The sequence below is a fragment of the Burkholderia latens genome (assembly GCF_902499045.1).
Lineage (GTDB): Bacteria > Pseudomonadota > Gammaproteobacteria > Burkholderiales > Burkholderiaceae > Burkholderia > Burkholderia latens.
Map to the genome: position 1 here is coordinate 126,830 of NZ_CABVPL010000010.1, position 20,011 is coordinate 146,840.

General features: G+C 70.2%; 24 protein-coding genes. 8 read left to right on the forward strand and 16 right to left on the reverse strand.

Annotated features, from left to right (window positions below):
* Positions 1 to 12: 12 nt before the first annotated feature.
* Entirely contained in the window at positions 13 to 1,497 is a 1,485-nt protein-coding gene (gene proP, locus BSE24067_RS10390) for a glycine betaine/L-proline transporter ProP (protein WP_151062931.1), read from the forward strand.
* A 117-nt stretch (positions 1,498 to 1,614) separates the two neighbouring features.
* Here proP and BSE24067_RS10395 read toward each other — a convergent pair whose 3' ends face one another.
* Together BSE24067_RS10395 and BSE24067_RS10400 are read right to left on the reverse strand one after the other, a co-directional pair.
* Positions 1,615 to 1,812: a hypothetical protein gene (locus tag BSE24067_RS10395; RefSeq protein WP_044844954.1), complete on the reverse strand. Its 198-nt coding sequence runs from the start codon at positions 1,810 to 1,812 to the stop codon at positions 1,615 to 1,617.
* A gap of 342 nt (positions 1,813 to 2,154) precedes the next feature.
* A complete protein-coding gene (locus tag BSE24067_RS10400) occupies positions 2,155 to 2,784 on the reverse strand; it encodes a glutathione S-transferase family protein (protein WP_151062930.1) in 630 nt (209 codons plus the stop codon).
* Between the two features lie 181 nt (positions 2,785 to 2,965).
* Here BSE24067_RS10400 and phaZ point away from each other — a divergent pair, with 181 nt between their 5' ends.
* Positions 2,966 to 4,189, forward strand: coding sequence for a polyhydroxyalkanoate depolymerase (phaZ, locus tag BSE24067_RS10405; RefSeq protein WP_151062929.1), 1,224 nt, complete (start codon positions 2,966 to 2,968; stop codon positions 4,187 to 4,189).
* On the opposite strand, the gene BSE24067_RS10410 is transcribed toward phaZ, so the two are convergent.
* The 11 genes from BSE24067_RS10410 to madL form a co-directional block, all read right to left on the reverse strand.
* Positions 4,176 to 4,847: a phosphoribosyltransferase gene (locus BSE24067_RS10410; RefSeq protein ID WP_244122225.1), complete on the reverse strand. Its 672-nt coding sequence runs from the start codon at positions 4,845 to 4,847 to the stop codon at positions 4,176 to 4,178. The two genes, phaZ and BSE24067_RS10410, sit on opposite strands and share 14 nt — an antisense overlap.
* A gap of 172 nt (positions 4,848 to 5,019) precedes the next feature.
* On the reverse strand, positions 5,020 to 5,541 hold the full coding sequence (locus BSE24067_RS10415; RefSeq protein WP_151062927.1) for a phospholipase D-like domain-containing protein: 522 nt from the start codon (positions 5,539 to 5,541) through the stop codon (positions 5,020 to 5,022).
* Positions 5,542 to 5,728: 187 nt separating this feature from the next.
* On the reverse strand, positions 5,729 to 6,658 hold the full coding sequence (gene mdcH, locus BSE24067_RS10420) for a malonate decarboxylase subunit epsilon (RefSeq protein WP_151062926.1): 930 nt from the start codon (positions 6,656 to 6,658) through the stop codon (positions 5,729 to 5,731).
* Positions 6,655 to 7,533 carry a triphosphoribosyl-dephospho-CoA synthase MdcB gene (gene mdcB, locus BSE24067_RS10425; RefSeq protein ID WP_151062925.1) on the reverse strand — a complete coding sequence of 293 codons (879 nt, stop codon included), beginning with the start codon at positions 7,531 to 7,533 and terminating at the stop codon, positions 6,655 to 6,657. Before mdcB ends, mdcH begins: the two co-directional genes overlap by 4 nt.
* The gene (mdcG, locus tag BSE24067_RS10430) at positions 7,530 to 8,198 is read right to left on the reverse strand and encodes a malonate decarboxylase holo-[acyl-carrier-protein] synthase (protein ID WP_174904743.1); all 669 of its coding nucleotides are present in this window, start codon (positions 8,196 to 8,198) and stop codon (positions 7,530 to 7,532) included. The genes mdcB and mdcG overlap by 4 nt, the downstream gene beginning before the upstream one ends.
* A complete protein-coding gene (gene mdcE, locus BSE24067_RS10435) occupies positions 8,185 to 8,892 on the reverse strand; it encodes a biotin-independent malonate decarboxylase subunit gamma (protein WP_151068364.1) in 708 nt (235 codons plus the stop codon). The genes mdcG and mdcE overlap by 14 nt, the downstream gene beginning before the upstream one ends.
* Positions 8,879 to 9,814, reverse strand: a complete 936-nt coding sequence (locus BSE24067_RS10440) for a biotin-independent malonate decarboxylase subunit beta (protein ID WP_151068365.1) — start codon at positions 9,812 to 9,814, stop codon at positions 8,879 to 8,881. The genes mdcE and BSE24067_RS10440 overlap by 14 nt, the downstream gene beginning before the upstream one ends.
* Positions 9,811 to 10,125, reverse strand: a complete 315-nt coding sequence (gene mdcC / locus BSE24067_RS10445) for a malonate decarboxylase acyl carrier protein (protein ID WP_151068366.1) — start codon at positions 10,123 to 10,125, stop codon at positions 9,811 to 9,813. The genes BSE24067_RS10440 and mdcC overlap by 4 nt, the downstream gene beginning before the upstream one ends.
* A 10-nt stretch (positions 10,126 to 10,135) precedes the next feature.
* Complete coding sequence (mdcA, locus tag BSE24067_RS10450) at positions 10,136 to 11,782, reverse strand: malonate decarboxylase subunit alpha (protein ID WP_151068367.1); 1,647 nt, start codon at positions 11,780 to 11,782, stop codon at positions 10,136 to 10,138.
* 176 nt (positions 11,783 to 11,958) lie between these two features.
* Positions 11,959 to 12,726 (reverse strand): malonate transporter subunit MadM, encoded by a 768-nt coding sequence (madM, locus tag BSE24067_RS10455; protein WP_151068368.1) that lies wholly within the window; start codon positions 12,724 to 12,726, stop codon positions 11,959 to 11,961.
* Positions 12,727 to 12,737: 11 nt separating this feature from the next.
* Complete coding sequence (gene madL / locus BSE24067_RS10460) at positions 12,738 to 13,133, reverse strand: malonate transporter subunit MadL (protein ID WP_151068369.1); 396 nt, start codon at positions 13,131 to 13,133, stop codon at positions 12,738 to 12,740.
* Between the two features lie 331 nt (positions 13,134 to 13,464).
* Here madL and BSE24067_RS10465 point away from each other — a divergent pair, with 331 nt between their 5' ends.
* Positions 13,465 to 14,313 (forward strand): LysR substrate-binding domain-containing protein, encoded by an 849-nt coding sequence (locus tag BSE24067_RS10465; protein ID WP_039322076.1) that lies wholly within the window; start codon positions 13,465 to 13,467, stop codon positions 14,311 to 14,313.
* A 190-nt stretch (positions 14,314 to 14,503) separates the two neighbouring features.
* Entirely contained in the window at positions 14,504 to 14,785 is a 282-nt protein-coding gene (locus tag BSE24067_RS10470; protein ID WP_151068370.1) for a DUF4148 domain-containing protein, read from the forward strand.
* A gap of 49 nt (positions 14,786 to 14,834) precedes the next feature.
* Here the strand turns inward: BSE24067_RS10470 and BSE24067_RS10475 are convergent, their stop codons facing one another.
* The gene (locus tag BSE24067_RS10475) at positions 14,835 to 15,752 is read right to left on the reverse strand and encodes a 3-hydroxyacyl-CoA dehydrogenase NAD-binding domain-containing protein (RefSeq protein WP_151068371.1); all 918 of its coding nucleotides are present in this window, start codon (positions 15,750 to 15,752) and stop codon (positions 14,835 to 14,837) included.
* Between the two features lie 245 nt (positions 15,753 to 15,997).
* On the opposite strand from BSE24067_RS10475, the gene BSE24067_RS10480 reads away from it, so the two are divergent.
* Together BSE24067_RS10480 and BSE24067_RS10485 are read left to right on the forward strand one after the other, a co-directional pair.
* Entirely contained in the window at positions 15,998 to 16,438 is a 441-nt protein-coding gene (locus BSE24067_RS10480; RefSeq protein WP_151068372.1) for an Hsp20/alpha crystallin family protein, read from the forward strand.
* A 16-nt stretch (positions 16,439 to 16,454) separates the two neighbouring features.
* A complete protein-coding gene (locus BSE24067_RS10485) occupies positions 16,455 to 16,874 on the forward strand; it encodes an Hsp20/alpha crystallin family protein (protein WP_151068373.1) in 420 nt (139 codons plus the stop codon).
* Between the two features lie 124 nt (positions 16,875 to 16,998).
* On the opposite strand, the gene BSE24067_RS10490 is transcribed toward BSE24067_RS10485, so the two are convergent.
* Both BSE24067_RS10490 and BSE24067_RS10495 read right to left on the reverse strand, forming a co-directional pair.
* Positions 16,999 to 17,292 carry a TFIIB-type zinc ribbon-containing protein gene (locus BSE24067_RS10490; protein ID WP_151068374.1) on the reverse strand — a complete coding sequence of 98 codons (294 nt, stop codon included), beginning with the start codon at positions 17,290 to 17,292 and terminating at the stop codon, positions 16,999 to 17,001.
* 60 nt (positions 17,293 to 17,352) lie between these two features.
* Positions 17,353 to 18,108 carry a TerC family protein gene (locus BSE24067_RS10495; RefSeq protein WP_151068375.1) on the reverse strand — a complete coding sequence of 252 codons (756 nt, stop codon included), beginning with the start codon at positions 18,106 to 18,108 and terminating at the stop codon, positions 17,353 to 17,355.
* Between the two features lie 108 nt (positions 18,109 to 18,216).
* Between BSE24067_RS10495 and BSE24067_RS10500 the strand changes: the two genes are divergently transcribed.
* Together BSE24067_RS10500 and BSE24067_RS10505 are read left to right on the forward strand one after the other, a co-directional pair.
* Positions 18,217 to 19,110, forward strand: coding sequence for a LysR family transcriptional regulator (locus BSE24067_RS10500; protein ID WP_151068376.1), 894 nt, complete (start codon positions 18,217 to 18,219; stop codon positions 19,108 to 19,110).
* Between the two features lie 148 nt (positions 19,111 to 19,258).
* Positions 19,259 to 20,011: DUF2242 domain-containing protein (locus BSE24067_RS10505; RefSeq protein WP_174904744.1), on the forward strand; the 753-nt coding region annotated here is incomplete at its 3' end.

The following is a 20,011-nucleotide window of genomic DNA, read 5'->3' on the forward strand; positions in this document are numbered from 1 at the left end:
TCAAAGGAGTGCATGACCTTGACCGCAACACACGTCAGCCCGACCGCTGCTTCTTCCACCTCGTCGTCCGGCGCAACCACGCTCGCCGCGGACGACATCACCGTCGTCGACCAGAGCCTGCTCAAGCGCGCGGTCAGCGCGATGGCCATCGGCAATGCGATGGAATGGTTCGACTTCGGCGTCTACAGCTATATCGCCGTCACGCTCGGCAAGGTGTTCTTCCCGTCGAGCAGCCCGTCCGCGCAGCTGCTCGCCACGTTCGGCACGTTCGCGGCCGCGTTCCTCGTGCGCCCGCTCGGCGGCATGGTGTTCGGCCCGCTCGGCGACCGCATCGGCCGCCAGCGCGTGCTCGCCGCGACGATGATCATGATGGCCGTCGGCACCTTCGCGATCGGCATGATCCCGAGCTACGCGTCGATCGGCATCATGGCGCCGGTCCTGCTGCTCGTCGCCCGCCTCGTGCAGGGCTTCTCCACCGGCGGCGAATACGGCGGCGCAGCCACCTTCATCGCCGAGTTCTCGACCGACAAGCGCCGCGGCTTCATGGGCAGCTTCCTGGAGTTCGGCACGCTGATCGGCTACGTGATGGGTGCGGGTGTCGTCGCGCTGCTGACCGCGTCGCTGTCGGAAGAAGCGCTGCTGTCGTGGGGCTGGCGCGTGCCGTTCCTGATCGCGGGCCCGCTCGGCCTGATCGGTCTGTACATCCGGATGAAGCTCGAGGAAACGCCGGCGTTCAAGCGCCAGGCGGAGGAACGCGAAGCGCAGGACAAGACCGTGCCGAAGGCGCGCTTCCGCGAAACGCTGATGCGCAACTGGCGCGCGCTGCTGCTCTGCGTCGGTCTCGTGCTGATCTTCAACGTGACCGACTACATGGTGCTGTCTTATCTGCCGAGCTTCATGTCGTCGACGCTGCACTTCGACGAATCGCACAGCCTCGTGCTGGTGCTGATCGTGATGGTGCTGATGATGCCGCTGACGCTCGCCGCCGGCCGCCTGTCCGACAAGATCGGCCGCAAGCCCGTGATGCTGGCCGGCTGCGTCGGCCTGCTCGTGCTGTCGATCCCGTCGCTGCTGCTGATCCATGCGGGCACCACCGCGTCGGTGTTCGGCGGGTTGCTGATCCTCGGTGTGCTGCTGTCGTGCTTCACCGGCGTGATGCCGTCTGCGCTGCCGGCGCTGTTCCCGACCGAGATCCGCTACGGCGCGCTCGCGATCGGCTTCAACGTGTCGGTGTCGCTGTTCGGCGGCACGACGCCGCTCGTCACCGCGTGGCTCGTCGACGTGACCCATAACCTGATGATGCCCGCGTACTACATGATGGGCGCCGCCGTGATCGGCATCGTGTCGGTCGTCGCGCTCGCCGAAACCGCGCGCCAGCCGCTCAAGGGTTCGCCGCCGGCCGTCGCGACGCACCGCGAAGCCCACCAGCTGGTACGCGCGCTGCGCGACGAAGAAGACAACGAGGTCTACGGCGTGGTGTCGACCGCACGCGCGTGAGCGCGATCCGCTCGTCCATGAAAAAGCCCCGGCCGAAGCCGGGGCCCGATCGAATCCGATCCGCCCGACCGGCTTGCGCCGGCCGGGCTTTTTTTCACCTGTCGGACGAATGCGCGCTCATGCGTGCGCTTCGCAGTGGCGGCAGAAAATCAGTGCGCGGGAGCGCGACACCGCGGCCTGCGCGCCGCGCGCGGCGACGATCAGCCCGACCTGGCCGAGATTGAAGTCGCGCTCGACCATCAACTGCGTCAACGCGGCAAGCGGCAACACGACGGACGGGTGGTACAGACTCGATTCGATCAGCGCTCTCATCATCGGCTCCATCAGGCAATGCGTATTCGATGGAGTGGATTCTAGGGACCGGCTGCATCCGGATAAACGGCGCGAATGCGAAGTCACTTGTCAGCGCGCGAGAACAATCGGCCGGTGCTTGCCGGACGGGGCTGAGCGGGCGGCCGCGCGCCGCGCGCGCTTCGGACCGGCGATCCGACGGGGTTTGCGGCCCGCCGCGCCGGCCGCAACGCGCGGACGGAGGCACGCGACTGAATGGCAGTCACGGCGATCCATACGGAATCGCCGAACGGTCGGGTGATGCCGCCGGGCTGCCGATTCACGCCGCGCCGCCCGCCGCGTCATGCCGGCGCAAACATCCCCGCGTCAGACGAGCGGCGTCTCGACGAATGCCGGCAGCGCCTCCGCACGCGCGGAATGCGCGGCAAGCGCCGGATAACGGGCCGGATCGATGCGCGCGAGCGCCGGGTAGTCGGCGGCGACGAACTGCGTGAAGCGCCACGCGACCGCGACGGTCACGTCGGACTGCAGCAGCCGCGCGCCGCCAAGCCAGCCGTTCGCAGCCGCGACGAGCGGCTCGAGCTCGCCATAGGCGGCCTCGAGCTGGCTCAGCACACGCTCGAGCCACGGCGCATGCAGCTTGTCGGCCGGCCGCAAAGCGTGCTCGTACACGACCTGCACCGTCTTCTCCGCGGCCGCCAGCGCGAAGCCGACCGGCACGAGCGTGCGCAGCCGTGCATCGGCGGCGTCGGGCAGCAGCCGCCGCGCCGGTGCGACGCAATGGTCGAGATAGTCGACGATCAGCGACGAATCGATCAGCGTCGCGCCGTCGTCGGTCACGAGCGTCGGCGCCTTCACGACCGGATTGAACGTCTGGAACTGCTCGAAGTGCCGGAACACCGACACCGACTCGTGTTCGAACGGCAGGTCGAGCAGCTTCGCCGAAATGGCGACACGGCGCACGAACGGGGAATCCAGCATGCCGATCAGCTTCATCGCAAACGCTCCGCTTGGATGGATGTGAGGGAACAGGACCGATGACTGTAGCAGCGCAGCGTGCGGCCGCCTAGCGCGTCGCATGCTTCACGTGCATCCGCCAGTGGCGTTTCCGATACTCCGCTGCGCGGCCGCAGTGACCATAATGCAGATTCACGCCCCTTCCGCCCCAAGGTTCGCCATGTGGTATGCCGTCGTCGAGCAGCAGCGGGAATGGATGCGCGCCTGGCGCGCGGCGACGCGTCACGCGTTCGACGTCTGGCCCGCCGCGACGTTGCCGCACGCTGCGTCGTCGTGCTATGACGACCTGTTCGAGCCGCTGCTCGGGCCGGCCGTCGGGCCGCCGCGCTTCGAGATCCGGCGGCCGGCCGTCGACGAGCAGGTCGTCGCGCACACGCCGTTCTGCCAGTTGCGGCGCTTCGCGCGCGACGGCGCGCCGCGCACGGTGCTGCTGTGCGCGCCGCTCGCCGGGCACGCGGCCGTGATGATGCGGGAGACGGTCGAGGCGCTGCTCGCCGACGGCGACGTGTGCGTGACCGACTGGGTCAATGCGCGCGACGTGCCGCTCGCGGCCGGCCGCTTCGGGCTCGACGAGTACGTGGCGGCGCTCGACGGCTTCGTCGATGCGCTCGTGCACGACGGCCGGCCGCTGCACGTCGTCGCGGTGTGCCAGGCGACGGTTCCCGCACTGGGTGCGCTCGCGCTGCGCGCGGCGCGCGGCCTGCCGCCGCCCGCCAGCATCACGCTGATCGGCGGCCCGCTCGACGCGCGCGTCAATCCGACCGCGCTCGGCACCACCGCCGCGTCGCGCTCGCTCGCGTGGTGCCGCCGCCACCTGATCGACATCGTGCCGCCCGGCTTCCCGGGCCAGGGCCGCCACGTGTTCCCGACCTATCTTCAGCAAGGCGAGATCGCGCTGCTGTACCCGCAGCGATTCCTTGCCCTGATCGAGGACTATGCGCGCGCCGCGACGCATTTCGACCTGACGGCGCTGACGGACGCGCGCCGCGCGCTGCGCGAATACACGGCGCTGCTCGACATGCCGGCCGAGTATTTCCTGGATACCGTCGATATCGTGTTCCAGCGGATGTGCCTGGCGAACGGCACGTGGGACGTGCGCGGACAGCGCGTGGCGCCCGCCGCGCTGCGCGGCGTCGCGCTGCTGACCATCGAAGGCGGCTGCGATGCGGTGACGGGCGCCGGCCAGACCCATGCGGCGCTCGACATGTGCGGCGGGCTCACGGCCGGCGAACGCCACCGCGTCGATATCGACGATTGCGATCACTACGGGCTGTTCACCGGCGATCGCTGGCGCGCCGACGTCCATCCGGTGCTGCAGCGCGGCTTCGCGCACGCGGAAGCCGAGCAGCCGCGCACGCGCCGGCGCCGGGTCAGGCGGACGTGAGGCCGTCGTCGTCCGGTGCGCGGGCCGCATCGAGCAGCGCGCGGACTTCGTCGTCGCTCGTCTGGTCGAAACGCGCGTAGAACTGGCTGATCCCGAAGAACGGCATCGGCTCCGACACGGTCACGAACGCGTCGACCAGTTCATCGAACGCATGCCGTGCACTGGCCGGCGCGACGGGCGCGGCGGCGATAATCCGCGCCGGATGGCGTTCGCGCAGCGCCTGCAGCGCGACGCGCATCGACGCGCCGGTGGCGACGCCGTCGTCGACGACGATCGCGATCCTGCCGTCGACCGGCAGCGGCGGCCGCGTGCCGCGATACAGCGCGTCGCGGCGCTGAAGTTCGGCGGTTTCGCGCGCGATCACATCGGCGAGCTGCGCATCGGTCACGCCCATCGAGCGGATCGCCGCATGCTGCAGATGAATCGCCCCGCCGCTCGCGATCGCGCCGATCGCGAATTCGGGATCGAACGGCATTGCGAGCTTGCGCACGACCAGCACGTCGAGCGGCGCGAGCAGCCCGATCGCGATCGGATACGCAACCGGCACGCCGCCGCGCGGCAGCGCGAGCACGACGACGTCGCGCCGCCCCGCAAAGTCCGGCAGCACGCCGGCCAGCCGCCGGCCCGCGTCGGCGCGATCGGCAAAATACTCGGTCACGATCGGCTCCCTGCGATGCGCCGGATGCGCGACATGCGCGCCGGCGCCCGTCCAACGAGCATGGTTCATCGGCCGCGCCGATGCAAGCAGGGTCAAACCGGCGTGGCCGGTATGCCGATAACGGATTATTGCGAAGAAATCGGACGGGCAGCAGTCGTCCGCGCGCGACCGGTCAGAGCCCGGCGGCCTGCCGGTACAAGCGCCAGAACGATTGCGTGTACGACTGCGCCAGCTCCGGCGCGCGCTGGAACACGTTCATCGTCTCCGCGTGCGCGACCGCGCCGCCGGACAGCGTGCTCAGCGCGACGCTGTCGTCGACGATCACGAAGCGCGGCGCCGGTTCGCCATGCCGCGAATCGATCGCGACGTCGATGCCGGCCGATTTCAGATAGCCGGCGCCGCTGTACCGGCCCGCGCGCGCCGCACGCACGAGCAGCACGCGCACCTCGACGCCGCGCGAGCGCGCGTCGCGCAGCGCCGCCGCGACCGCAGGCGGTACATTGTCGTAGCCGGCCAGCAGCACGCGACGCTGCGCGCTGGCGATCAGATCGACCGTCGCGTCCGCCGCCGCATTGTCATACGAAAAGTACGCGCCGACCGATGCTGCATCGGACGGGATGTGGGTCGCGTGAGCGGTCGCCGCGCAGCCGAGCGCGGCGAGAAGGAAGGCGGCTGGTCTCATGGCGGGCGCCATTGTAGCGATGCCAATTCGCGTGGCAAGCGCCTGCTGAAACGGTGCTGCGCCGGCGCAACACCCGGCGCGGAACGGCTGCTCGTCGGCCTTGTCCGGGACTCGATTTCGCGGCGGGGTGCGCGCGTTTTCGGGTCGGCTGTCGGACCAACTTCCGGCCCGCTCTGCTGCCGTTTCCGCGCCCCGCGCGTCAGGCCGCCACGCGCGCGAGCCAGCTCGCGATACCGTCGACCGAGCGGAAATCCGCGACGCTGCGCGCCGGTAGCGCCGGATATGCGCCGCCGGCCATCTCGGCAAGCGCGCGGCCGGGGCCGAGTTCGAGAAACGCGGTCGCGCCGGCCTCCACGCATGCAGCTAGGCACGCGGCCCACTCGACCGGCTCCGCGATCTGCCGTGCGAGCTTGTCGAGCCCCGCGTCGACATCGAGCACCGATGCGCCGTCGATCCCCGAAAAGAGGCGCGTACCGGGCAGCGGCCGGCGCGTGTTCACGGCCGCAAGCGATGCGCGAAACGCGGGTACGGCCGCTGCAAGCCAGTGCGTGTGCGACGCGATCCGTACGCAGACGGGGGCGACGCGCGATGCGCCGTCGCGCGCCGCGTCGTCGGCCACAGCCGCAACGTCGGCCTGCCGCCCCGCCACCACGAACGCGTCGCCGGGATTCGCGATCGCGATCGCCGCGTCGCGGCCGTCGCATAGCTGCGACAGCTGCGCGCGCGTCAGTCCGCGCACGAATGCCATGCGTTCGTCGCCGCCGCTCGCGGCATCCATCGCGCGTGCCCGCGCATCGGCGAGGTCGAGCGCGTCGTGCGGATCGAGCATCCCGGCGACGCTCCACGACGCGACTTCGCCGACGCTGTATCCGGCGACACAGCGACGCCGCGGCAACGCCGGGTCGAGCAGCGCGGCCGCCGCGAGCGCCTGCAGCGTGCAGAGGAGCTGCGCGGGCCGGTTCTCGCGCAGCGCGTCCGGTTCCGCGTTCCGCACCCAGTTGCGCGGATCGTCGCCGAGGAGCCGGCCCGCATGCGCGAACAGCGCTTCGGCCTGCGGCGCCGCGCCCGTCAGCTCGAACATGTCGGCGCGCTGCGCGCCTTGCCCGGAACAGAGGATCGCGAGCGTCATCGTGCGTCCTCGTCGGCCTCGAGCGCATCGACGAACACGCTCATCGCGAGCAGGTCGGCCGCGCCGCCCGGGCTCAGCCGGCGCGCGACGAACGCACGGTGCGCGGCCGCCGCGCGCAAGCGCCAGTCGCGCGCGCGTATGCCGCCGCAGGCGACGAACGCGCGCGCGGTTGCCCGCGCAAAATCGAGGCCGGCCTGACCGCCGCGGTGCAGCAGGTTCGTATCGTCGAGCGCGGCGATCAGCGCGAAGCACGCGTCGACGCGTGCGGCTTGCGCATCGTCGGGCACGTCGCACGTTGCTCGGCGCAGCGCCGGCAATCCGACGCGATAGACGGTCGGGAACCCATCGGCCGCCTCGCGGCGCGCACCGCCGACACCATAGCGGCGGCTCGCGCGTTCGCCGTGACTGTCGGGCAGCCGCGGCCCGCCGAGGATGTCGGCGCCCCAGCGCCGCGCGACGAACGCACCGAGCGTCGTCGTGCGCGCTGCGGCGGTCGTGCCCGGCGCGCTGCGGCGGCCAGCCGCCGCACACAGCAGCCCGAGCCCGAAAATCGCGCCGCGATGCGTGTTCACGCCGCCGGTTGCGGCGAGCATCGCGTATTCCGCGCGCAGGCCGATCTTGCGCAGCACGGCCATGTCGGCGTCGTGCGCGCCGGCGTCGGCGAGTTCCGCGAAGTACGGCCGCAGCACGGCTGCGCTGCGCATGAACGTCGCGGCGTCCATGTCGGTATGGCTGCCGGTGTCGACGTGACTGACGAGCCCCGGTTTTGGATACGTGCCGATTTCGAGCACGAGGCTGCGCTCGGCCAGTTCGGCGATGCGTTCGGCGTCGGACGGCGCCGGCGCCGGCGCGCGGCAGGCGGCCCATGCGCTCATCGCGCGGCTCCGGTGAATGCGTCGACGGACATCAGCTCGACCGCGATCGCCGTCTTGACCGCGACTTCGGGGAGCCGCGCATGCAGCTCGCGCCAGTTCACGCCAGCGCCGTCGTCGCGCAGCAGTTCGCCGTCGATGCGCATCGGCGCGCACGCGTCGAGCGCGGCCAGCCCGTCGAGCAGCGCGGCGAGCGATGCGGCGTCCGGCAGCGGGAACACGATGTCGAGATCGGACGCATCGCTCAGGTAGCGCTCGCCCGTCAGCGCCTGCCACGCCAGGCTGCCGAACACGCGGCCCTGCACGCCGCAGCGCGCGCCGAGCGCGTCCAGCGCGCGCAGCGTCGAGCGCCATGTGGCGGGCGCTGCGGCCAGCACGTCGGCCAGCGCAGGCAGCGGGCGGACCGACGCGGGCGCGTCGGCGGCGACGCTCAGCGCAATGCGCCGCTTGCCCGCCGACGGCGGCAGCGGCAAGCCGAGCGGGATGCGCCGCGCATCGGCTTCGTCGGGCGAAGCGCGGCGCACGATCAGCGGCCAGCCATGCGCGGCCCACGCCTGCACGAGCGGATCGGCCGCCAGCGCGGGATCGCGCGCGCAAGCCGCCTCCCACCCGGCCGCCGTCAGCGTGACGAGCGTGTGGCGGCGCAGCGGTGTGTCAGCGTGCGGCACGCGCGAGTGCCTCGACGCGCCGCGCGACGTCCGCGGCGACCGGCCGGCCGCGCGCCGCACGGCCATCGCCGCGATCGGCCGGCTGGCCGAGCCATTCGGCAACCTGCGAATCGAGCGCGCGCGCCGGATCGAGCACCGCGTCGACCCCGCCCATCTTCACCAGATTGTCGAGCCCCGGCGCGAACACCGGCGTCGAGCGCGCCATCTCCGTCAGCACGTCGATCGGCAGCTTCGTCACGCGCGACATCGACGGCAGGTCCATCACAGCCGGCTCCGCGCCCGGCACCGCAAGCAGCGTGCGCGTCGCGAGCGCGGTCGCGATGAACGCACCGGCGGCCGTATGCCCGTACAGCAGACCGATCGTCCGGTGCCCGGCGAGTTCCGCGTGCATCAGGCATTTCGCGAGATGCGACAAGCCTTCGTTCAGGCCGAGCAGTTCGTCGCGCTTGCTCATCCGCTGGCTGTCGCTGTCGACGAGCACGAGAATCGGCGTGTCGCCGCCGCGCTCGATCGTATCGAGCACGCACGATGCGAGCGTCAGCGCTTCGTCGATGCCGAACGGCAGGCGCTCGGCGACGCCGATCACGTCGACGCGCGTGCCGGCCAGTTGCGCGTGGCCGGTCAGCAGGCCGCCGGTGCGCGCGATCGAATGGCCGTGGGGGAACAGCGAGGTCAGTAGTTCATCGAGCGTCATGCTGCGGCTCCTGCAATTGATCGGCGAGCGTCGCGAATTCGTCGTCGGGCATCCCGGGGATCGCTTCCGGCTCGTCCGCGCCGAGCGCGCGCCACACGTCGAGTGCATCGTTGCATCGGCCGAACCCTTCGACGCGCGCTTCGAGGCGCGCCTGCTCCGCGCGCAGCATCGCCGCGTCGAACTTCGGCGCACGGCCGATCAGTTCGAGCGCGGCCGAGCGAAACGCGTCCGGCGTATCGGCGACGTAACGATCGACGCCGCCGATCAGCCGGCGATGCTTGCCGCCCATCGTGCGCCAGATCAGCGCGCGATCCTTCGCATCGAATTCCTCGACACCGCGATTGGTCTCGATCACTTCCGGACCCGATACGCTGATGCGCCCCTGCTCCGACACCGCGAGCGCCGAGCAGCACGCGGCCAGCAGCCCGCCGCCGCCGTAGCAGCCCGCCCGCCCGCCGATCAGCCCGATCACGGGCACGCCGGCCGCTCGCGCTTCGACGAGCGCCCGCATGATCTCGGCGATCGCGAGCTCGCCCGCGTTCGCTTCCTGCAGCCGCACGCCGCCCGTATCGAACAGGATCAGCACCGGCGTGCCGAGCTCGCGCGCCGCACGCAACAGCCCGGTGAGCTTCGCGCCGTGCACTTCGCCGAACGCGCCGCCCATGAAGCGGCCTTCCTGCGCGGCGACGAATACCGGCTTGCCGTCGAGCGTGCCGCGGCCGACCACCATCCCGTCGTCGAACTGCTGCGGCAGGCCGAACAGCGGCAGGTGCGGGCTCGTCACGCGATCGCCCGGCCCGAGAAATTCCGTGAAGCTGCCGGCGTCGAGCAGCCCGTCGACGCGCTGGCGCGCCGACGCTTCATACCAGCTCGCGCCGTTCGCGACGAACGCGGGCGCGTCGTGAATGACTTGGTTCGTCATGCGTCCCCCTCGATCGCGCGTACGGCCTGTGCGAGCCGCAACGACACCATGTCGGGCCGCGCGCCGCCGTCGTTGATCGACAGCTTCAGGCCGCCCGGCGTGCGCCGCTCGACGAAGTCCGACACGACGGCCTGCCAGACCGCGCCGAAACCGACGGCCGCGGTGCGGATGTCGATCTCGCATTCATTGCCCGGCAGCACGCGCTCGACGAGCACCTCGAGATTGCCGGACGCGACCACGCCGACGAGCGCCGCGGCCCGTTCGCCCTTCGCGCGCCCGCGCGCGGTGAAGCGATAGTTCAACTGTTCCATGCCCTCTTCCTCACCAGTTGCGGAACCGCGCGGGCGGCGCATAGAGGCCGCCCGACCAGTGCACGAGATCCTTGATCGAGCGCGCGGCGAGCCAGCGGCGATCGGCGTCGAGCGGATCGATGCCGAGATCCTCCGGGCGCCGGATCACGCCGCGCTCGCGCAGCCGCTCGACCATCCTGCGGTCGCGGCCGCGGCCGATCTCCGTATAGCCGGCCACGCCGCGGATCGCGTGCTCGCGTTCGTCTTTGTCGCGGCACATCAGCAGGTTCGCGATCCCTTCCTCGGTGACGATGTGCGTGACGTCGTCGCCGTACACCATGATCGGCGCGAGATCGAGCTGCAGCTTGTCGGCGAGCTTCAGCGCGTCGAGCTTCTCGACGAACATCGGCACGTTCTTGTCGCCGAACGTCTCGCCGATCTGCACGACGAGCTTGCGGCCGCGCCTGAGCGCCGCCGGCGTGTCGGGGTCGGCTTCCGCGCCCGCCTTCAGCCACGGCTCGCTCGGATGGCGCCGGCCGCGCGCGTCGCTGCCCATGTTCGGCGCGCCGCCGAAGCCCGCGATCCGCTCGGCGGTGACGGTCGACGAATGGCCGGCCAAGTCGATCTGCAGCGTCGAGCCGATGAACATGTCGCACGCATAGAGGCCGGCGGTCTGGCAGAACGCGCGGTTCGAGCGCAGCGATCCGTCCGGGCCGGTGAACCACACGTCGGAGCGCGCGCGGATGTAGTCGTCCATCCCGACTTCGGAGCCGAAGCAATGGATCTGCTCGACCCAGCCCGACTCGATCGCGGGAATCAGCGTCGGGTGCGGGTTGAGCGCCCAGTGCGTGCACACCTTGCCCTTCAGCCCGAGCTTCGCGCCGTAGGTCGGCAGCAGCAGCTCGATTGCAGCCGTGTTGAAGCCGATCCCGTGGTTCAGCCGCTTGATCCCGTACGGCTCGTAGATCCCCTTGATCGCGAGCATCGCGGTCAGGATCTGCGTCTCGGTGATCGCGGCCGGGTCGCGCGTGAACAGCGGTTCGACGTAGAACGGCCGGCCGGCCTCGACGACGAAATGCACGCGGTCGCCCGGGATGTCGACGCGCGGCACCTTGTCGACGATGCGGTCGACCTGCGCGATCACGATGCCGTCCTTGAACGCGGTGGCCTCGACGACGGTCGGCGTGTCCTCGGTGTTCGGGCCCGTGTACAGGTTGCCGTCGGCGTCCGCGCTGACCGCCGCGATCAGCGCCACCTGCGGCGTGAGGTCGATGAAGTAGCGTGCGAACAGCTCGAGATACGTGTGCACCGCGCCCAGCGCGATCTTGCCGCCGAACAGCAGCTTCGCGATCCGCTGCGACTGCGGGCCCGAATACGCGAAGTCGAGCCGCTTCGCGATCCCGCGCTCGAACACGTCGAGATGCTCGGGCAGCACGACGCCCGACTGCACCATGTGCAGATCGTGGATCTTCGCGTTGTCGACGTCGGCGAGCGCGGTGGCGAGCAGATCGGCCTGCTTCTGGTTGTCGCCTTCGAGGCACACGCGATCGCCGGGCCGCAGCACCGCTTCGAGCAACGCGACGGTGTCGCGCGCATCGACCCGCTTGCCGCGCGCGAAGGCCGCGCCGGCCGCGAGGCGTGCATCGCGCGCGTGCCGCGCGTGATTCCATCCCGTCATGAACAGTTCTCCCGCTTCGATGGTTCAGCGGCATTCTAAGCCTGGCGCCGCCGCCGATTGATGATGTTGAGAATGCGACTCAGAGGACGCCGCGATAGGACGCCGCGATGGATGCGGGCCGCCGCGGCCCGCGCACGGCGGCTGCTCGCGCGCGGCCGCCCGGGTCGCACGCCCCGCTATGCGCCGACCAGCGCGCGCGTCGTGAAGAACAGCAGCGACGGCCCGAGCAGGCAGCCGACGCCGGTATGGAACGTCGCGACCAGCGCGCCGTACGGCACGAGCCTGCGGTCGGTCGCGGCGAGCCCCGCGCTCACGCCGCTCACGGTGCCGGCGAGCCCGCCGAAGATCATCGCGGAGCGCGGCGTCTTCAGGCCCATGAAGTTGGCGGCAACGGGCGTGCCGACCATCACGATGATCGCCTTGACCAGCCCCGTCGCGATGCTGAGCGCGATCACGTCGGAACTCGCACCGATCGCCGCGCCCGTGACGGGCCCGACGATGTAGGTGACGGCGCCCGCGCCGATGGTCGTCATGCTGACCGCATCGGTGTAGCCGAACGCGCGCGCGACGGATGCGCCGACGATGAACGGCAGCACGGTGCCGAGCAGCAGCGACACGACGCCGACGAGGCCGGCCTTGCGCGCCTCGGTGGGCTGCACCTCGAACGCGGTCGCGACGATCGCGAAATCGCGCAGCATCGCGCCGCCCATCAGGCCGATGCCGGCGAACAGCTTGACGTCGGCCAGCCCCTTCTCGCCGCCGGTCAACGCGCCGCCGACATAGGCGAGCACGAGACCGATGACGATCGCGATCGCCGAGCCGTGCACGCGGCCGAACGTGAGCTTGCGCGACGCGATCGACGACAGCCACATGATCAGGCCGACCAGCGCGAACGACGCGACGAGCCCGTTGTGGGCGACGGTTTTTTCGAGCATCTGCAGCATGGCGGCCTCCTTCACTGTTCGTCGAATTGCGGCACGCCCGCGAAGGCCGTGTCGTCGCGCCCCATGCGCGCGAGTACCGCGATGCAGCATGCGCAGATCGCGACCGCACCGACCGCGGCGAGCAGCGCGACCGGGCCGCCCTTCAGCGCGGCGACGACGTTCTGGTTCGCGGCCATCGCGACGACGACCGGGATATACATCGCGCCCCAGAAACCGACGCCGGCCTCGGTCTCCTTCGGCAGCCAGCCGCGGCGGTGCAGCCACAGGCGCAGGCAGATCAGCAGCAGCATCGCGATGCCGACGCCGCCGACGTTTGTCTTCACGCCGATCGCGGCGCCCAGCAGGTCGCCGAGGAACAGTCCGGCCAGATGGCAGAACGCCAGCAGCGCGGTTCCGTAGATGATCATGAGTCGTCTCCAGTCTCTTCGTGACGGGCGCCTGACGCGTGCGGGAGCCAGGCCCGCACGCCGATCCCGGGCGGACTGTCTGTCTCCTGCGGCGGTGCGCCGCGGCCCGGCGGCTCGTCGTGCGAGCGCGTTCTCGGGGGTCGATGGGATGATGCGGTTTCGGGCCGGACGCCGGATGGCTTAGACTGATTGATGCAGCCGGCGGCCCGACACGGGCCACGCATCCGGTGCTCCCCCGTTCGCGGGGGCCGCACTGGAGCGTGATCCGATACTAGCGCCGCAAAATCCGGCCATTTATGAAGTTGTCGAAACCGATTCAGTGGATTTAGCAATGCGTCCGTTACCGCCCGAGCTGCTGCGCAGCTTCGTCGCCGTCGCGCAGTCCGGCAGCTTCACCGCCGCGTCCGAGCGCGTGAGCCTGTCGCAGTCGACCGTCAGCCAGCACATCCGCCGTCTCGAGGAACTGCTGGACCGGCCGCTGTTCGAGCGCGACACGCGCAACGTGCACCTGTCGCAGCACGGCGACGCGCTGTTCCGCTACGCGGTGCGCATCCTCGAGCTGATGGACGAAGCCGTCACGTCGGTGTGCGGGCCGCCGTTGTCGGGCAAGGTGCGGCTCGCGATGTCGGAGGATTTCGCGTCGGCGCACCTGACGGCCGCGCTCGCGAGCTTCGTGCAGCGCAACCCGGAAGTGGAGCTCGCGATCTCGACCGGGCTGTCGGGCGACCTGTTCGACGCGCTCGACGAAGGTCGGCATGACCTCGTGTTCGCGAAGCGCGTGGCCGGCAGCCGGCGCGGGCGCGTGATCCGCAGTGAACCGCTGTACTGGTGCACCGGCCCCGATTCGCGGATCACGGGCCACGAGGCCGTGCTGCCGCTCGCGATGCATCCGGAGCCGAGCGTGTCGCGCCGCCGCGTGCTCGAATCGCTCGAGGCGGTCGGCCGGCCCTACCGGATCGCCGTCGTGAGCAGCAGCATCGCGGTGCTGCGCGCGGCCGCGAGCGCGGGCCTCGGCGTCAGCGCGTTCGCCGGTTACGTGATCCCGGCCGGGCTTGCGCGGCTCGATGCAGGGCTGCCCGAACTGGGCGAGCTCGAATACGTGATCGACCGGCCGGCGGCCGCATCGCGCTCGACGCTGGCGCTCGAAGCGACGCTGATCGCGGCGGCGGCCGAGCTGTAACGTCGTCTTCGATCGCGCTCCGCGCTTTTCACCGCGCGCCCGCGCCACCGTTCCGCCACAGCATTCACGTGCAACTGACGGCGTTGCCCGGAACGCGTCAGCGTCCGCGCAGTACCCGCTCGCGACAATGGGGCCCATCGGAATGCACGGCAGCCAGCCGTACGTCCCGTCCCCTTGACCGGAGCACACCATGAACGTCTTGCGATTCGCCGTCGCGACCGCGGCAGCCGCGCTGCTGTCACCCGCGTTCGCACAAACCGATGCCGCCGCACCCGCACAGGGCCTCACGCGCGCGGAAGTCGTCGCGCAACTGAAGCAGGCCTATCTCGACGGCGAACTGCCGACCAACGACGGCAACTATCCGCCGAACGCCGCGACGCGCGCGCGCAATCGCGAACTCGTGCAGGCCGTGCAGCCGACGTGGCTCGCGCATACGCCGCAGCCGGCACCGCAGGCGAGCGTGCAGCAATAGCGGCCGATCGCGCTGCGCCGCGCGGCAAACGCGCGGCCGGCGCAAGCGCTCAGGGCAGGAAGCTGCGCCGCCGCGCGTCGATCAGCTCGACGAGCAGCCGGTCGCGCTCGGCCGCCAGCTCCTGCATCGAGCGCTCGCCCTGGATCGCGCGCAGTTCGTCGTTGAGCTTGCGATCGACGGCCGGATCGAACGACGGCGTGCCGAGATCGTCCCACCACGTCGTGATCGGCCCCGACAAGTGCTCGAGGAAATGCGCGATCCCGCCCGCGCCGCCGCCGAGGTGATAGGTCAGGCACTGCCCCATCAGCCCCCAGCGCAGGCCCGGGCCCCACGCGACCGCCTTGTCCGCATCGGCGACGCTTACCACGCCTTCGCCGACGAGGTGATACACCTCGCGAAACAACGCGGCCGCGAGCCGGTTCGCGACGTGGCCGGTCATCTCCTTGTTGAGCACGATCGTCTGCTTGCCGAGCGCGTCGTAGAAGTCCTTCACGCGCGCGATAACCGCCGCGTCGGTCGCGTCGCCGCCGACCAGTTCGACGAGCGGAATCAGATGCGGCGGGTTGAACGGATGCGCGATCAGGCAGCGCTGCGGATGCCTGTCGCACGCGGTCTGGATCTCGGACATCTTCAGGCCCGACGAACTCGATGCGATCGGCACGCGTGCGGGCAGTACGTCGTCCATCTGCCGGTACAGCGCGCGCTTCAGGTCGAGCCGCTCGGGGCCGTTTTCCTGCACGAAATCGACGCCGTCGAGCGCGCGCACGAGATCCGCATCGAACGACAACCGCGCGGACAGTTCGGCGGCCCGTTCGCCGAGGAATGCGCCGAGCGCGTCGCGCAGCCGCGCGTCGGCCTGCGGCGCAGGATCGGTCGCGACGACGTCGAAGCCCTTCGACAGATAGAAAGCCGCCCAGCTCGCGCCGATCACGCCGGCCCCGACGATCGCGATGCGTTGAATGTCCATGTCCGTTCCGTCTCCGTGGTCTGTGGATGGCGCGACGATTGTCGCATCGAATCGCCGTGTCACGCGCCAATGCGCGTTGCGCGCTCGCTCTTGAAAACCGCCGCCGCGGCCTCTAATTACCCGTTGCCAGGCGGTGCCCGACATACGCACCGCCCCTTTTTCGACTCAGCGGAGAATCGCGCGCCGCGCCCGCCACGGGCATCGCGTCGTCGCGTCTGCCGCGCTTCATGTTCCGGAGGAACTTCATGAGCGGTATCCATTTCGGCCAGGACCTGTTCGACGAATTCACCCGCGTGCAGCGGCAGATGGCGAGCCTGTTCGGCGAGCTTCCGGCCGGCATCCGCGCGGTGCGGCCGAGCGCGTTCCCGGCACTGAACGTCGGCGCGACCGACGACGCGATCGAGATCGTCGCATTCGCGCCCGGCATGGCCGCGGCCGACTTCGACGTGTCGATCGACAAGGACCTGCTGACGATCAGCGGCGAGCGCAAGCCGGTTCCGCACGACGACGCCGACAATGTGCGCACCTATGCGCAGGAACGCTTTCACGGCGCATTCCGCCGCGTGGTCGAGCTGCCGCAGGACGCGGACGCCGACAACGTCACCGCACGTTACGAAAACGGCTGCCTGCTGATTCGCGTCGGCCGGCGCGAAGCATCGAAGCCGCGCACGATCACCGTTCAGTAATCTTCAGGAGAACGACATGAATACACCCCAAACCCTGACCGAACGCCAGAACGGTGCGGCCCTGCCGGCCGCGGCTGCGGCCGCGGACACCGCGCGCCGGCACGCGATCACGCCAGCGGTCGACATCGTCGAGGACGCCCATCGCGTGACGCTGCGCGCCGACCTGCCCGGCGTGCCGCGCGAGAACCTCGACGTGAAGGTGCACGACAACACGCTGACGATCGAAGCCGACACGCGCATCGACACGCCGGCCGGCCTGCGCGTGCGCCATGCGGAAGTGCGCGCGCCGCGCTACGCGCGTACGTTCGTGCTGAGCGCCGATCTCGACACGTCGCGGATCGACGCGAGCCTGCGCGACGGCGTGCTCACGCTGACGATTCCGCGCCGCGAGGAAACGCGCCCGCGACGCATCGACGTGACGGCCGGCAACGCGTAAGCATCCGCGCGGTGTTCGTGAAGCGCCGCGCATGACACAAGCCCCGCGACGCAGCGCGCGTCGCGGGGCTTTTTTTCGACACGCGGCGCGGTGCATGCACGCCGTTGCGTCCGGCATCCGGTGTTCAATCGAAATCGAACAGGTCGAACACCGACTTCTTGCGGCGCTGGCCGTCGCGCCGGTAGCGGTCGTCGTGCGAGCGGCCGTCGCGCCGCCAGCCGTCGTCACGCGCATGCGCGTCGTGACGCCTCGGCGGTTCGTCGCGGCGCACCGGCGCATCGCCGGTTTCGCGCGCGATCAGCTTGTCGAGTTCGCCGCGATCGAGCCATACGCCGCGGCACGTCGGACAGTAGTCGATCTCGATCGACTGACGCTCGGCCATCAGCAGGTCGGGCGTCTTGCAGACGGGACATTTCATCGCGCTTCTCCTTTCGTTTGGAATCCGGATCGAAGGCGGGAGCTCTGCCCGCCCGCTTGCTCAGCGACCTTCGGCCCGCGCCGCACGCTTCGCCTTCGCGCGCCGCGCCAGCATGTTCATGCCTTCGACGAATGCCGAGAACGCCATCGCCGCGTAGATATAGCCCTTCGGCACGTGCGAACCGAAACCTTCGGCGATCAGCGTCATGCCGATCACGACGAGGAACGACAGCGCGAGCATCACGACGGTCGGGTTGCGGTCGATGAAGCGTGCGAGCGGCTGCGCGGCGAACAGCATCACGCTGACCGCGACGATCACCGCGACGAACATGATCGGGACGTGCTCGGTCATGCCGATCGCGGTCACGATGCTGTCGATCGAGAACACGATGTCGAGCATCACGATCTGGCCGATCGCGGCCCACATGGTCAGCCCTGCCGCGCCGCCGGCCGCGCCCGCGCCGTCGCCGTCGTGCGACACGTGGTGATGGATCTCCGTGGTCGCCTTCCACACGAGGAACAGGCCGCCCGACAGCAGGATCACGTCGCGCCACGAGAACGCGTGATCGAACAGCGTGAACACCGGTTCGGTCAGGCTTGCGATCCACGCGACGCTGCCGAGCAGCGCGAGGCGCATCACCAGCGCGAGCGCGATGCCGAGGCGCTGCGTGCGGGCGCGCTGCGCTTCGGGCAGTTTGTTGCTGAGAATCGAGATGAAGATCAGGTTGTCGATGCCGAGCACGACTTCCATCACGACGAGCGTGAGCAGCGCGGCCCAGACGGCGGGGTCGGCGGCAAGCGTCAGCAGGTAGTCCATGAAAAGGGCCGTTTCGAAAGTGGAAAGCCAAATGATAGGCGGTCCATGACTTCGTAAAAATCAGCGACAATCTGATCTTTGATTCGGTTTTTACGAAGTGTCGATCCGATGCTCAACTTCCGCCATCTGTACTATTTCTGGGTCGTCGTGAAGGAAGGCGGCTTCGCGCGCGCGGCCGCACGGCTCAACATGGCCGTGCAGACGATCAGCGCGCAGGTGCGCGAGCTGGAAAAGTCGCTCGGCCACCAGTTGCTGCGCCCGGCCGGGCGCGGCGTCGCGATGACCGACGCCGGCCAAGCCGCGTATGCGCGCGCGGAAGCCATCTTCGAGATGGGCCGGCTGATTCCCGACGAAGTCCGCGCGGCGGCCAGCCAGCCCACCGTGCGCGTCGCGGTCGGCCTCGCGGACGGAATCTCGAAGCTCGCCGCGCATGCGGTGCTCGCGCCCGTGCTGGGCACGCCGACGCTGCGGCTGTTGTGCCATGAGGGCGAGCACGATGCGCTGCTTGCCGAACTGGCCCTGCATCACCTCGATCTGGTGCTGGCCGGCCAGGGCGCGCCGTCGGGGTCGAACCTGCGGGTGACGAGCGAGCGGCTCGTCGCGTCGCCGGTCGACTGGTATGGCCCTGCGTCGCTCGTCACGCCCGCCGCGAGGCAGCGCTTCCCGCAATGCCTCGCCGAGTTGCCGGTGCTGCTGCCGACCGCTCATTCGGCATTGCGCGCGCGGCTGGACCTGTGGCTCGAACGCGAGCGGATCGTGCCCCGCGTGACCGGCGAATTCGAGGACAGCGCGCTGATGGCCGTGTTCGCGGCGCGCGGTCTCGGCGTGTTTCCGCTCGGCGAGCTCGGCGCGAACGACGCGTCGCTGCTGCGCGGGCTGCGCCGGCTCGGCCGGGCCGGCGACGTGACCGAGGAGATCCATGCGATCCGGTCGCGGCGCGGCGAACACCATCCGCTCGTGTCGCGATTGCTCGCCGCCGCGCGGCCGGCGCCGGACGGCTGAAACGAGCGCGACGTCAAACGAAACTATAATGACGCCCCGGCCATACGAGATTGCCGCGCGGATCGCACAGGCACCGCCGTTGCGCGGCAGCCGTGCGGTGCGCCCCGCCGCGTCGCGCGGCATCTCGCCGAGCCTTCTGAAAGACGCCATGCACAACCGATTTCGCCTGTTTTCCGTTTCGTGCGCGTTCGCGGCCGCGACCGTGCTGGCGGCGTGCTCGTCGCCGCCCAAGCCGATCTATCAGCAGGAGCAGTTCGACGCGACGAGCAGCCCGTATGCGCACACGTTCCATTCGAAATCCGACGCGGCCTGCGAGGCCGCGCGCCGCGCGCTGCTGAGCCAGGGCTACGTGGTGTCGTCGTCGCGCAACGATGCAGTCGACGGCAGCAAGAATTTCCAGCCGAGCAACGACATGCACGTCGTGATCGAGTTTCACGTCGTGTGCGCGGATGCGACCGCCGACGGCTCGTCGAGCATCGCGTACGTGAATGCAGTGCAGGATCGCTATACGCTGAAGAAATCGAACACGTCGGCGAGCGTCGGGCTCAGCGTGTTCGGCTCGCTGTCGCTGCCGATCGGGTCCAGCGACGACGCGCTGGTGAAGACCGCGAGCGAGACGATTCCCGCCGGCGTGTTCTACGAGCGCTTCTTCAATCTCGTCGAGCATTTCCTGAAGATCGATCCGGCGCGCCGCGATCGCGCGACCGTGAAGGCCGCCGAGAGCGAGCACGTCGCGCCGCTGCCCGAACCCGCGCCGACGCCGCAGGGCGAGCCGATGAAGATGACGACGCCGGTCGTGCCGACGCCGCCCGCCGCGCCGGTGCCGCTCGCGGTGCCGAGCGTCGCACCGGCGGCGGGCACGCCGGTCGTGCCGGCGGCGCCGGCGGCGGCAGCTCCGTCG

Excerpts from the sequence above, each read along its gene's own strand:
- proP (WP_151062931.1), top strand. The coding sequence starts at position 13 with ATGACCTTGACCGCAACACACGTCAGCCCGACCGCTGCTTCTTCCACC.
- BSE24067_RS10395 (WP_044844954.1), bottom strand. The coding sequence starts at position 1,812 with ATGATGAGAGCGCTGATCGAATCGAGTCTGTACCACCCGTCCGTCGTG.
- BSE24067_RS10400 (WP_151062930.1), bottom strand. The coding sequence starts at position 2,784 with ATGAAGCTGATCGGCATGCTGGATTCCCCGTTCGTGCGCCGTGTCGCC.
- phaZ (WP_151062929.1), top strand. The coding sequence starts at position 2,966 with ATGTGGTATGCCGTCGTCGAGCAGCAGCGGGAATGGATGCGCGCCTGG.
- BSE24067_RS10415 (WP_151062927.1), bottom strand. The coding sequence starts at position 5,541 with ATGGCGCCCGCCATGAGACCAGCCGCCTTCCTTCTCGCCGCGCTCGGC.
- mdcH (WP_151062926.1), bottom strand. The coding sequence starts at position 6,658 with ATGACGCTCGCGATCCTCTGTTCCGGGCAAGGCGCGCAGCGCGCCGAC.
- mdcB (WP_151062925.1), bottom strand. The coding sequence starts at position 7,533 with ATGAGCGCATGGGCCGCCTGCCGCGCGCCGGCGCCGGCGCCGTCCGAC.
- mdcE (WP_151068364.1), bottom strand. The coding sequence starts at position 8,892 with ATGACGCTCGATGAACTACTGACCTCGCTGTTCCCCCACGGCCATTCG.
- BSE24067_RS10440 (WP_151068365.1), bottom strand. The coding sequence starts at position 9,814 with ATGACGAACCAAGTCATTCACGACGCGCCCGCGTTCGTCGCGAACGGC.
- mdcC (WP_151068366.1), bottom strand. The coding sequence starts at position 10,125 with ATGGAACAGTTGAACTATCGCTTCACCGCGCGCGGGCGCGCGAAGGGC.
- mdcA (WP_151068367.1), bottom strand. The coding sequence starts at position 11,782 with ATGACGGGATGGAATCACGCGCGGCACGCGCGCGATGCACGCCTCGCG.
- madM (WP_151068368.1), bottom strand. The coding sequence starts at position 12,726 with ATGCTGCAGATGCTCGAAAAAACCGTCGCCCACAACGGGCTCGTCGCG.
- madL (WP_151068369.1), bottom strand. The coding sequence starts at position 13,133 with ATGATCATCTACGGAACCGCGCTGCTGGCGTTCTGCCATCTGGCCGGA.
- BSE24067_RS10465 (WP_039322076.1), top strand. The coding sequence starts at position 13,465 with ATGCGTCCGTTACCGCCCGAGCTGCTGCGCAGCTTCGTCGCCGTCGCG.
- BSE24067_RS10470 (WP_151068370.1), top strand. The coding sequence starts at position 14,504 with ATGAACGTCTTGCGATTCGCCGTCGCGACCGCGGCAGCCGCGCTGCTG.
- BSE24067_RS10475 (WP_151068371.1), bottom strand. The coding sequence starts at position 15,752 with ATGGACATTCAACGCATCGCGATCGTCGGGGCCGGCGTGATCGGCGCG.
- BSE24067_RS10480 (WP_151068372.1), top strand. The coding sequence starts at position 15,998 with ATGAGCGGTATCCATTTCGGCCAGGACCTGTTCGACGAATTCACCCGC.
- BSE24067_RS10485 (WP_151068373.1), top strand. The coding sequence starts at position 16,455 with ATGAATACACCCCAAACCCTGACCGAACGCCAGAACGGTGCGGCCCTG.
- BSE24067_RS10490 (WP_151068374.1), bottom strand. The coding sequence starts at position 17,292 with ATGAAATGTCCCGTCTGCAAGACGCCCGACCTGCTGATGGCCGAGCGT.
- BSE24067_RS10495 (WP_151068375.1), bottom strand. The coding sequence starts at position 18,108 with ATGGACTACCTGCTGACGCTTGCCGCCGACCCCGCCGTCTGGGCCGCG.
- BSE24067_RS10500 (WP_151068376.1), top strand. The coding sequence starts at position 18,217 with ATGCTCAACTTCCGCCATCTGTACTATTTCTGGGTCGTCGTGAAGGAA.